The following is an 11,326-nucleotide window of genomic DNA, read 5'->3' on the forward strand; positions in this document are numbered from 1 at the left end:
CGGTGGGCGCGGCCCCGTCCGGGTTCAACACCGCCTGCCACGTCGCCGCCATCTCCCGAATCCGGTCCGCCGGGAAGGTGAACCCCGCCGACGCACCCAAACGCCGGACCGGCCCCGTGCAGACTTGTCCGGCGCCGGCGCCGGCGTCATCGGCATCGGTGGCGGTGGCGATGTCGCCGGGGCCGGGGGTGCGGCCGAATACCGACCCGGTTGCCGATTCCACCAGCTCGGCTTCACCGCCGTCCACCAGCGACTGGTCGGCATCGAAGCGGCCGTGCACTTTGTAGTCGGCCAGGCCCTTGACGATGTTCTCGGCCGCGTCGATGCCGATCTCCCCGGCGGTCAGTGCCGCGGCCACGAACGGGAACTCGGGCTCGAGGACCGTGCCGCCCAGCATCCGCGGTGCGACCTTCTCACCCAGGCTCACCCGCCGTTTCATCTCCGGCACCGACGTGCCGGTCAGCCCGATCAGCAGATCATTCTGGTGCGACGCCCCCAACCNCGTGCCCAGCCCAGTGCGGGACCGGTAACCCACCACAGTCGCCGTGCTAACCCGGGCCGCATCCACCGGCCGACCGGTGCGCTCGACCATCTGCGTCAACGCGACCACCTCCGGGTCACTCAACGCGTTCACGTCAATGGAGTCCATCACCGCCATCACCGTCCGCGCCGCATCATCCAGAGCCTGGAGCTTCTGACCGAACGCACCGGTATGCGCGCCCTGCACCCCCAGCAGCTCGGCCGGATCCCGCCACTCGGGCCGCGGCTTAAACGGACCCCGACCGGCCCGGCCGGCCCGGCTCGAGCCCGTCGCGGGGCCGGCCGCAGGGCCGACTGCAGGGCCGGCTGCAGTGTCGGCCTTCGTGTCGGTCGTGTCGGCGAGGATGGCGGCATCCGGTGCCGTGAGGGGATCTGGACCGGACAGGCCGGTGTTCCAGTCGTGCAGGTTCGACCCGGTGGGAGTAGTTCCCGTCGGTGCGGTGGAGCCACTATCCAGCTCGTCGTCCATACCCCCATTCTCTCACGAATCGTACCTATATGGGAGGATACGTCAGCAAATTCCGGAACGGATATCGAAAACATTTCCGTACTGCAGAGGATGGCTCGGGGGTCTCGACAGGCTCGACCGACGGGACGGGCACGTTGCCGAGAACGGGTTGCTGGGTCTCGACGGGGTCGCCCGACGGGATGGGCGCCCTGTCGAGGACGGGTTGCGAGGGTCTCGACAAGCTCGACCGACGGGATAGGCGCGTTGTCGGGGACGGGGTGCGGGGCTGGTCCGACGAGGCCAGCACGGCGTCGACGGCGGTTCAGGGCACCCCCCGAACAGCAATCCCGCGCGCGCGGCGGCGGCTGCGGAGTTCCACGGGACATGGTCGGACGAGATGGCTACGCTGAGTTCATGAACCTTCCTCCCGTCGCCGCCCGGAAGCCCACGCGGCGTATCCACCACAACGATGTGTTCGTCGACAATTACGAGTGGATGCGCGACAAGGACGCCCCGGAGGTCATCGCGCACCTCACTGCCGAGAACGCATACACGAATGCCCGCACCAGCCATCTTGAGCTGCTGCAGGAGCAGATCTTCGAGGAGATCAAGGACCGCACCCAGGAGACCGACCTCAGCGTTCCGGTGCGCCGTGGGCAGTGGTGGCACTACACCCGCTCGGTGGAGGGACAGGAATACGGCATCCACTGCCGCGCGCCCATCTCGGGTCCGGATGACTGGACTCCCCCGGTCATCGAACCGGCGACCGGCACCGACTCGGCCGGCACCGACTCGACCGGCGCACACGCGGGCGACACCGCCCCCGGCCTGCCCGGCGAGCAGGTGCTACTTGACGACAACGCCGAGGCCGCGGGCCACGACTTCTACTCCCTCGGCAGCTTCGACGTGAGCGACGACGGCAGCACCCTGCTCTACGCCGTCGATATCGAGGGCGACGAGCGCTACACGGTGCGGATACGCACCATCGCCACGGGCGAGAACCTGGCCGACGAAATCCCGAACACCAGCGCCGGCGCGCTCTTCGACCCGAGCGGCCGATACGTCTTCTATACGACCGTCGATGACGCCTGGCGCCCCGATACGGTCTGGCGCCACGAGGTCGGCACCTCGGTCGAGGCTGACGTGACGGTGTTCACCGAGCCCGACGAGCGTTTCTGGGTGGGCGTCGGCCGTTCGCGCAGCAACCGATACCTCATGATCGAGGCCGGCTCCAGCGTCACCAGCGAGACCTTCCTTCTTGACGCCGCCGACCCCACCGGCGAGTTCACGGTGGTCTGGCCGCGGCGCGACAACGTGGAGTACGACGTGGAGCACGCCGTCATCGACGGCGAAGACCGCCTGCTGATCGTGCACAACCACAACGCCGTGAACTTCGAGCTCGTCAGCGTGCCGGCCGCCGATCCGAAGGACCCGGGCCGGGTGGTGCTGCCGCACAGCGAGCGCATCCGCCTGGAAAGCGTCGACGCGTTCCGCGACTTCGTGGTGGTCGAATACCGCAAAGACGGCCTCACCCGGGTGGCCTACGCCACCAAACGCGGCGGCGGCCTCACCGAGATCACCTTTGACGAGGAACTCTTCTCGGTGGGCACCGGCGGCAACCCCGAATGGAACCAGCCGACTATCCGTCTGGGCTACACAAGCTTTGTGACCCCTTCGACGGTCTACGACTACGTGGTCGCCACCGGCGAGCTGCGCCTGCTCAAGCAGCAGCCGGTGCTCGGCCACTACGACCCGACCCTGTTCGAACAGCGCCGCGAATGGGCCGTTGCCGCCGACGGCACCCGGGTACCCATCTCCATCGTCTACCGTTCCGACCTCGTCGAGCCCGGCGTCCCGGCCCCCACCCTGCTCTACGGCTACGGCTCCTACGAGATCAGCATCGACCCGTCCTTCAGCATCTCCAGGCTCAGCCTGCTTGACCGCGGCATGATCTTCGCGGTCGCCCACGTGCGCGGCGGTGGCGAGCTCGGCCGGCTCTGGTACGAAAACGGCAAGACCCACCAGAAGCGCAACTCGTTCACCGACTTCGTCGCCTGCGCCGAGCACCTCATCGACTGCGGCTACACCTCGCCGGACAAGCTCGTCGCCGAGGGCCGCAGCGCCGGCGGACTACTGATGGGCGCCGTGGCGAACATGGCGCCGTCACTGTTCTCCGGCATCCTCGCCGGGGTGCCGTTCGTTGATCCGCTCACCTCGATCCTCGACCCGAGCCTGCCGCTCACCGTGATCGAGTGGGACGAGTGGGGCGACCCGCTGCACGACGCCGAGGTGTACGCCTACATGAAGACCTACTCACCGCTGGAGAACGTGCACCAGACGCACTACCCGCGGATCCTCGCCGTCACCAGCCTCAACGACACCCGGGTGCTCTACGTGGAGCCGGCCAAGTGGGTGGCGAGACTCCGCGAGGTGGGGGCGGATGCGCTGCTGAAGACCGAGATGTCGGCCGGCCACGGCGGCGTCTCGGGTCGCTACGCCGGCTGGCGCGAGCGGGCCTTCGACTACGCCTGGCTGATTGACGCGGCCGGGGCGCATCCGTCTGGTGAGGGCGAATTCGCCTCCCTCAGCGGCGCAGACGGCGGTACTGCATAGCCTGCCGATGGCCGAATGGGGGGAACCTGGTCGGCGACGGTGTGTGACCCAGTAAAGTGAGCAGGTCGCGGCAGTGTGTCCGCAAGGTACTTGGTCTCGGAGGGGGGACTCGACAGTGACGTCTGTGTCGGCCATCCCGCGTCCTCGACCGCGGCTGTCGCGTGCCGATTACGTCGTGTTCGGTGGCATCGGCGTGGTGCTGGTCGCCAACCTCATCGGCTTGGTTTTCCATGGCGTCGGGTTCAACCCGCTCGTTGACGGCTGGTTGGCCGTGCTCAGCAACTGGGCAGCCGTGGTTCTGGTCTGGCTGGCCGTCAACCGGGTACGCCTCACCCGGCCCGACATCCTCCTCGCCGCGGCAGCGGTGACCGCACTGGCCGTGGGTGACACCGCGTACAGGCTGCTGCCCGACGATGCCGGCGCCGAACTCATACCCTCGCTCGCGGACACCTGCTATCTGATGTTCTACGTCTTCATGGTGGGCGTGCTCGCCGTGATCGCCCACCGTGGGTTGCGTGCGCAGGGCTGGCCGGTGCTCCTTGACAGCGCCGTCGGCGCGTTGGGCGCCGCCTCGGTGCTCGCCGTGCTGCTCTCCCCCGCCCTGGAAACCGGCGGCCCGTTTTCGGTGACCGTCTTCCTCAGCATGGCGTTCCCGGTGCTGGACCTGCTGCTCATCGCGGCCCTCGCCGGCGTCGCTGCGATCCCGGGCCGGGTGTTAGGTCGCTCCGGGCTACTGCTGACCGCCGGTCTGCTGCTCTTCGCGGGGGCCGACACCGTCTACGCCGGGCAGGCGCAGGTCGAGTCGGTGCTCATCGGATCGGCCCTTACCGGCGTATGGGCGATCGGCTTCGCTCTCATCACAGCGTGGGTGCTCGCCTCGGTGCGCCGCCGCACCCTGCCGGAGCACTCGTCGATCACCGCCGTCGCCGACGGCACCGTCTACACCGCCACCTCGGTGGCGGCCCCGATGTCGGCCACGGCCGCCGCCCTGACCGTGCTGCTGCTGGCCAGCCAGACCCACGTCTCGGTGCTGGCCGTCGGCCTCGCCGGCGGCACTCTGGCACTGGCCGCGATCCCGCTGGCCTTCAGGCAGCGCCAGCTGCACTCGCTCTCGCGTACCGACGACCTGACCGGCCTGCCCAACCGCCGCGCCCTGGCGGTGGATGTCGCCGCCCGGCTGCGCGACATCGACGCCCGGCCGAGCGCCCTGCTGGTGCTGGACCTGGACAGGTTCAAGGAGGTGAACGACAGCCTCGGCCACGAAGCGGGCGACCAGCTGCTCGGCCGGATCGGCGCCCGGCTGTCCGACGCCCTCCAGGCCGGTGATCTGCTCGCCAGGCTCGGCGGCGACGAATTCGCTGTTCACCTGCACCACGCCGACCGCAAACGCGCCACGGCCATGGCTCGCCGGTTACGCCTGGTGACCGCACGGCCCATCGTCATCGGCGGCCTCAGCCTCGAGGTCGGGCTGAGCATCGGCATCGCTCTGGCACCTGAGCACGGTTCAGACCTGAGCGGGCTGATGCGCAAGGCCGACATGGCCATGTACACGGCGAAGTCCAGCCGGGTAGGCCAGCACGTCTACTCCCCCGGCGATGACAGCAACGACGAGGCCCGCCTGCGCACCCTGCACGAACTGCGCATCGCGCTGGCCGAGAACCAGCTCGTGCTGCACTACCAACCCAAGGTGCACCTGGCCACCGACACCGTGCCTGGCGTCGAGGCGCTGGTGCGCTGGAACCACCCCACGCGGGGACTGTTGTACCCCGCCGCGTTCCTGGATGTGGCCGAAAACGGTGGCCTGATGCGCACCCTCACCCGGGTGGTCCTCGAACTCGCCCTCGACCAGGCCGTGATCTGGCAGGCCCAGGGGCGCACGGTGACAGTGGCCGTGAACCTGTCGTCGCGGTCGCTGGCCGACTACCAGCTCGCCGGGGTGGTCACCTCGATGCTCACCGACCGGGGGCTGCCCGGCTCCGCCCTCATGCTCGAGGTCACCGAGGAATTCCTGCTGGTGGACCGCGACCGCGCCCGCAACATCCTGCTGCGCCTGCGGAACGCCGGCGTACTGATCGCCGTCGACGACTTCGGCACCGGCTACAGCTCGCTCGCCTACCTGCGGGACTTGCCGATCGACGAACTCAAGCTCGACCAGTCCTTCGTCATCCCGATGCTCGACGACGACAGGGCGTCGGCGTTGGTCGCATCCTCGATCCACCTCGGCCACAGCCTGGGCATGCGCATCGTGGCCGAGGGCGTGGAGACCGCGGAGGTGCTCCACCAACTGGAACGCTTCGGCTGTGACGTGGCCCAGGGCTATCAGCTGTCCCGCCCGATTCCCGCGGCGGAGCTGGAACGCTGGCTCGACGCTCGCACGGCGCTGCCTGCCGGGATGCGGGCCATCCGGTAGCCGGCCGCTGCGGGTGTGCCCGGCGCGCGAGTGGGAATAGAGTGACCCCGAGCGAAGGAGCACACCATGCAGATCGACAGGGTCGAACTGGAACCGCGCACCCTGCTGGGGGTACACGAGAACGTGAAGATGGCTGACCTCACCGAGTACTTCGGGCGGGCCTTCGAGGTGTCCGCCGCGGCCATGGCCGCCCAGGGGCTGACGCCCGCCGGGCCGCCGCTGGCGCTGTATCACGGCATACCCACCGACACCGTCGACGTCACGGCGGGCTTCCCCATCGCCGGGCCCGCCCACGGCACGGCCGATGTCGTCGTGACCGAGCTGCCGGCCGGATCAGCCATCGCGAGCGTCTACACGGGGCCGTACGACGGGATGACCCGCACCTACGACGAGATCGCCGCCTGGCTGCGGGAGCAGAACCTCACCCCCGGCATGGACATGTGGGAGGAATACCTCAGCGATCCCGAGACGAATCCCGACCCCGCGACCTGGCAGACCCGGATCGTTTTTCCGCTGACCTGAGCGGATGCCCCGGCCCGGCTGTCGGCGGGTGCGTGAGACCATTGAGCCATGCCGCCCACCCCGCCGTCGCCAGGCGCCGCCGACTGGAAGTCGGCCGTTGAGGCCCTGACCGGCCCGGCCGCGGCGGAGCCGACCCTGCCGCCCGTCACCGAGCCCGGCGCCGGCGCCCGCACGGCCATGGGCCTGCTCTTCGAGTTGCGCGAGCAGACCCCGCGCAGCAACGACCGCTGGCGCGGGGCCACCGCCGTGCGTGCCTCGGCCGGCCGGGCCAGGACCGGCGCCATCCGGCTCGGCGTGCGTCCGGTCCTCCGCAGCGACTCCGGCAAGTGGGTGAAGTCCACGATCACCTGGAGCAACGTGGGCTACCAGCTCAATCGGCAGAACCTCAACGTGGCGCAGCACCGCTGGTTCTGCCAGTTCGTGCCGCTGCACAGGGTCGACCGGCCGGTCTACAACGGCCAGGACACCGAGTGGCTCTACCTCGACGAGTTCGAGAGCCCCCTGCTCTGGCACCTGCTCGCCGAGGCCCAGCGGCTCGGCATCGGCCTGACCGGCAGCCACAAGGACGCCGCCGTGACGGTGGCCGCCACGGCGAGTGTGCTGCTCGATGCGGTGCAGACTACTGAGGCCCTCACCCTCTCCCCCGTGCTCAGCATCGACGGGCACCGGCATCCGGTCGGCGACGCCGGCGCGCTCGGCGACCACGGCGTCTACGCGTACAGGCTCGGCGCCGACCCCGCCATCGTGCTGGCCCCGAGCCTCGAGCCGCTCAGCGCCGAACAGCGCCGACTCCTCGGCGGCACCGGCGACCGGGCCCCAGTCCGGCCCGGCCTGGTGGTGCCGGCCGGCGAGGTCGACGAGTTCTTGCGCGAGTATTACCCCACCCTGCGCCGCAGCCTGCCGATCGTCAGCACGGATGCCTCCATCGAGTTCCCGCCGCCGCCCCCGCCGGTGCTCGTGCACACCGTGAGCTTCGAGCCGAAGCAGGCGGTGCGGCTGGATTGGCAGTGGCAGGGCGACCGCGACGAGCAGGCCGAGACCGAGGTACTGGACCGGGTGACGACCGCCGTGCCCGACCTGTCGGCGCCGGCCGATCCTGACGCACCAACCGTGACCCTCAAGGGCCTCCCCGCCGCTGAGTACACCGACCGAACCCTGCCCAGGCTCGAGACGATCGCGGGGGTGCGAGTGCAGCTGGTGGGCGACAAGCCGGACTACCGCGAGCTCACCGGAGCCCCGCAGCTGATCGTGACGACGGTGGAGACCGAGAAGCGCGACTGGTTCGACCTCGGCGTGATCGTGCGGATCGACGGCCGCAGCATCCCGTTCAACCCGATCTTCACGGCGCTCGCGAAGGGGCGCAAAAAACTGCTCCTGGTGGACAACAGTTACCTCTCGCTCACCCAGCCGGTGTTCGACAGGCTGCGGGAGCTCATCGAGGAGGCCAGGGCGCTGTCGGAATGGGAAACCGGGCTGCGCATCAATCGGCACCAGGCCAGCCTGTGGTCGGACTTCGAGGACCTCGCCGACGAGACCGAGCAGGCCGTGTCATGGCGGGCCGCTGTGGGCGGGCTGCTTGCCCTCGACCGCGGTGCGGCGGATGCCGCGGCCCTGCCCAGGGCCACGCCGCTGCCGGCCGGGCTGACCGCCACCTTGCGCCCGTACCAGCTGGCCGGATTCGAGTGGCTGGTCTTCCTCTGGGAGCACGGCCTGGGCGGCATCCTTGCCGACGACATGGGGCTGGGCAAGACCCTGCAGGTGCTGGCGCTGCTCAGCCACGCCGTGCAGACCCCGGCCGACGAGCCTGCGGAGACTGCGGAGCCCCGCCGACCGTTCCTGGTCGTGGCGCCCACCTCCGTGGTCTCCAACTGGCTCGCCGAAGCGGCCCGGTTCACGCCGGGCCTCCGCGTGCGCTCGGTGACCAGCACCCAGGCCACCAGCGGCCGCAGCCTGGCCGACCAGGCCGAGGGCGTCGACGTTCTCGTCACCTCCTACGCGCTGCTCCGCCTCGACTTCGACGCCTACCAGGCGCACGGTTGGTCGGGGCTGATCCTCGACGAGGCCCAGTTCGTGAAGAACCGCACCTCGCAGCTGCACCGCGCGGCCCGCGATCTGAACGTGCCCTTCAAGCTGGCCGTCACCGGCACACCCCTGGAGAACAACCTGCTCGAACTCTGGGCGCAGTTCGCCATCGTGGCGCCGGGCCTGTTCCCCTCGGCCCGCCGATTCACCGAGGAGTACCTGCGCCCGGCCGAACGCAAAGTGCGATCCCAGCGCGAGCTGATCGACCGGCTGCGGCGGCGCATCCGCCCGCTGATGCTGCGGCGCACCAAGGATGTCGTGGCCAGGGACCTGCCGGCCAAGCAGGAACAGGTGCTGCGCATCGACCTCGACCCCGAACACCGCGAGATCTACGACACCTTCCTGCAGCGCGAGCGGCAGAAGCTGCTGGGACTGATGGACGACCTCGAGGCCAACCGGTTCATCGTGTTCCGCTCGATCACCCTGCTCCGGATGCTGAGCCTGGATGCCTCGCTGGTCGACGACCAGTACGCCGGAGTGCCCTCGAGCAAGCTCGACGCGCTGTTCGAGCAGCTCGACGAGGTGATCGCCGAGGGGCACCGGGCCCTGATCTTCAGCCAGTTCACCTCTTACCTCGCCCTGGCGGCCGCCCGTCTGGACGCCCGCGGGGTGCGGTACAGCTACCTCGACGGATCGACCGCCGACCGGCCCGGCGTCATCGACCAGTTCAAGGCCGGGGACGCACCGGTGTTCCTGATCAGCCTCAAGGCCGGCGGCTTCGGTCTGAACCTCACCGAGGCCGACTACGTGTTCCTGCTCGACCCCTGGTGGAACCCGGCCAGCGAGAACCAGGCCATCGACCGCACCCACCGCATCGGCCAGACCCGCAACGTGATGGTCTATCGGCTGGTGGCCGCCGACACCATCGAGGAGAAGGTGATGGCGCTCAAGGAGTCCAAGGCCAAGCTGGTCGAGGCGGTCCTCGACGACGACGCGGTCTTCGCACAGTCCCTCACCCCCGAAGACATCCGGGGCTTACTCGAATAGGGTCCTCGGGGTTACTTGACGAGGGCGAAGCCGCCGGTCCAGCCGATGGAGGAGCCGGCCGCGAGGGTCAGCTGCAGGAAGCCGAGGGCTTCGAGCTCACGGGCGCGCTTGAGGGCGCCGGCGTCGAGGGCGAGTACACCACCGGCGATCAGCAGGGCGATCAGGGCGTCCTTGGCGGATGCGTCGTCGCCGGCGACGAGCACCGTGGTGGGGGCGACGCCGTTGACACCATTGGTGGCCAAGGTGGCGGCGAAGGTGGTGTTGAAGGCCTTGAGCACCCGGGCGCCGGGAACGGTCTCGGCGATCACCTGCGCGGCCGAGCCATCCGCCGGCACGACGAGCGAGTCGAAGGTGGCGAAGTCCAGCGGGTTGCTGATGTCGACCAGGATCTTGCCGTCCAGCTGGCCGGCGTACTGTGCCAGCACCCCGGCGACCGCCGGGTACGGCAGGGCCAGAACGACGATTTCACCGGTGAGGGCATCACCGGCGACTCCCGACGTGACGGATTCGCCGGCCAGAGCCGCCGCCGCCGCGGTCTTCTCGGCGTCCTGTGCCAGTAGCTGAACCGAAGCGCCGCTCTTCGCCGCGATCGTCGCGATGGCGGTTCCCATGTTGCCGGCTCCGATGATGCTGATGCTCGTCATGACATACTCCCTCTCGCCTTGCGGCGAATAATTAATTGTTGGTACAAGTAACGTATCGGCTTTTAGTTGTCGCGTCAACCAAAGCGGGACCTGCTTGATAAGCTATCCCCATGGACACGAACGAAACGCCCGCCGTGCAGGGACTCAACCAGGCCCAGCTGCACGCCTGGCTGCGCTTCGTTGCGGTGGTGGAGCTGGTGCCCGGGCTGCTCGACTCCCAGTTGCAGCGCGACTCCGACCTGAGCCACTTCGAGTACTACGTGCTCGCGATGCTCTCCGAAGCGCCCGACCACACCCTGCGGATGACCGGGCTGTCCTCGATGACCAATTCCAGCCTGCCCCGGCTCTCGCACGTGGTGCGCCGGCTCGAAGACCGTGGCCTGGTCAAGCGCACACCGTGTCCGAGCGACCGGCGCGCGACGAACGCCAGTCTCACCGAGGAGGGCTGGGCCGTCGTGCAGGCCGCGGCGCCCGGGCACGTGCGCACGGTGCGGGAGAACGTGATCGACCCGCTCACCGACGAGCAGGTGGCGCAGCTGGACGCGATCTCGAACCAGCTGCTGATGAAGCTCGACCCCACCAACCGTCTCAACCCCGGGGCCCCGAAGGGAGTCTGAGCCATGCGGATCACCCGACTCGAACCCGGCGAGGTCTTCGTCTTCGGGTCCAACGCGACCGGGCTGCACGCGGCCGGTGCCGCCGCCCTTGCGCACGAGAGGTTCGGCGCGGTTTGGGGCCAGGGCCACGGGTTGCACGGTCAGTCGTATGCGATCGACAGCATGAGCGGGTTGGCGGTACTGCAGCACGAGGTGACCGGGTTCGTTCGGTTCGCGGCCGAGCATCCGGAGCTCAGGTTTCTGGTGACCGAGATCGGCTGCGGCATCGCCGGCTACACGCCCACCGAGGTCGCCCCGTTTTTCGCGGGGGTCGGCGCCAATGTCGTGCTGCCGGAGCGGTTCGCGGCTGAGCTCGAGCGCTAGATGTACTGCCCAGGGACGTTGGTTGATGTGTGACGTCTTGAAATGACGAAGACCTCCGGTGGAGGGTGGAGCTGTCTAGTTCCCCAACCCGTCCGGAGGT

7 protein-coding genes are annotated in these 11,326 nt (G+C 69.1%); 6 read left to right on the forward strand and 1 reads right to left on the reverse strand.

The genetic code is table 11. From position 1 onward, the window contains the following. Positions 1 to 1,402 precede the first annotated feature (1,402 nt). The 4 genes from E3O57_RS06855 (at position 1,403) to E3O57_RS06870 (ending at position 9,602) form a co-directional block, all read left to right on the forward strand. Positions 1,403 to 3,601, forward strand: a complete 2,199-nt coding sequence (locus E3O57_RS06855) for a S9 family peptidase (RefSeq protein WP_103479276.1) — start codon at positions 1,403 to 1,405, stop codon at positions 3,599 to 3,601. Between the two features lie 115 nt (positions 3,602 to 3,716). After that, complete coding sequence (locus tag E3O57_RS06860; RefSeq protein WP_133159765.1) at positions 3,717 to 6,011, forward strand: bifunctional diguanylate cyclase/phosphodiesterase; 2,295 nt, start codon at positions 3,717 to 3,719, stop codon at positions 6,009 to 6,011. A 66-nt stretch (positions 6,012 to 6,077) separates the two neighbouring features. Continuing rightward, positions 6,078 to 6,533 carry a GyrI-like domain-containing protein gene (locus E3O57_RS06865; protein WP_103479273.1) on the forward strand — a complete coding sequence of 152 codons (456 nt, stop codon included), beginning with the start codon at positions 6,078 to 6,080 and terminating at the stop codon, positions 6,531 to 6,533. Positions 6,534 to 6,581: 48 nt separating this feature from the next. Further along, complete coding sequence (locus E3O57_RS06870) at positions 6,582 to 9,602, forward strand: SNF2-related protein (protein ID WP_103479274.1); 3,021 nt, start codon at positions 6,582 to 6,584, stop codon at positions 9,600 to 9,602. Positions 9,603 to 9,613: 11 nt separating this feature from the next. On the opposite strand, the gene E3O57_RS06875 is transcribed toward E3O57_RS06870, so the two are convergent. After that, positions 9,614 to 10,246: an NADPH-dependent F420 reductase gene (locus tag E3O57_RS06875; RefSeq protein WP_103479275.1), complete on the reverse strand. Its 633-nt coding sequence runs from the start codon at positions 10,244 to 10,246 to the stop codon at positions 9,614 to 9,616. A 110-nt stretch (positions 10,247 to 10,356) separates the two neighbouring features. On the opposite strand from E3O57_RS06875, the gene E3O57_RS06880 reads away from it, so the two are divergent. Beyond that, the gene (locus E3O57_RS06880) at positions 10,357 to 10,863 is read left to right on the forward strand and encodes a MarR family winged helix-turn-helix transcriptional regulator (protein ID WP_103461655.1); all 507 of its coding nucleotides are present in this window, start codon (positions 10,357 to 10,359) and stop codon (positions 10,861 to 10,863) included. 3 nt (positions 10,864 to 10,866) lie between these two features. After that, complete coding sequence (locus E3O57_RS06885; protein ID WP_088456815.1) at positions 10,867 to 11,226, forward strand: hypothetical protein; 360 nt, start codon at positions 10,867 to 10,869, stop codon at positions 11,224 to 11,226. Positions 11,227 to 11,326 lie beyond the last annotated feature (100 nt).

This window comes from Cryobacterium sp. TMN-39-2 (genome assembly GCF_004402745.1).
Classification (GTDB): Bacteria; Actinomycetota; Actinomycetes; order Actinomycetales; family Microbacteriaceae; genus Cryobacterium; species Cryobacterium zongtaii.

Coding starts and splice junctions, on each gene's coding strand:
- E3O57_RS06855 (WP_103479276.1), top strand. CDS start 1,403: ATGAACCTTCCTCCCGTCGCCGCCCGGAAGCCCACGCGGCGTATCCAC.
- E3O57_RS06865 (WP_103479273.1), top strand. CDS start 6,078: ATGCAGATCGACAGGGTCGAACTGGAACCGCGCACCCTGCTGGGGGTA.
- E3O57_RS06870 (WP_103479274.1), top strand. CDS start 6,582: ATGCCGCCCACCCCGCCGTCGCCAGGCGCCGCCGACTGGAAGTCGGCC.
- E3O57_RS06875 (WP_103479275.1), bottom strand. CDS start 10,246: ATGACGAGCATCAGCATCATCGGAGCCGGCAACATGGGAACCGCCATC.
- E3O57_RS06880 (WP_103461655.1), top strand. CDS start 10,357: ATGGACACGAACGAAACGCCCGCCGTGCAGGGACTCAACCAGGCCCAG.
- E3O57_RS06885 (WP_088456815.1), top strand. CDS start 10,867: ATGCGGATCACCCGACTCGAACCCGGCGAGGTCTTCGTCTTCGGGTCC.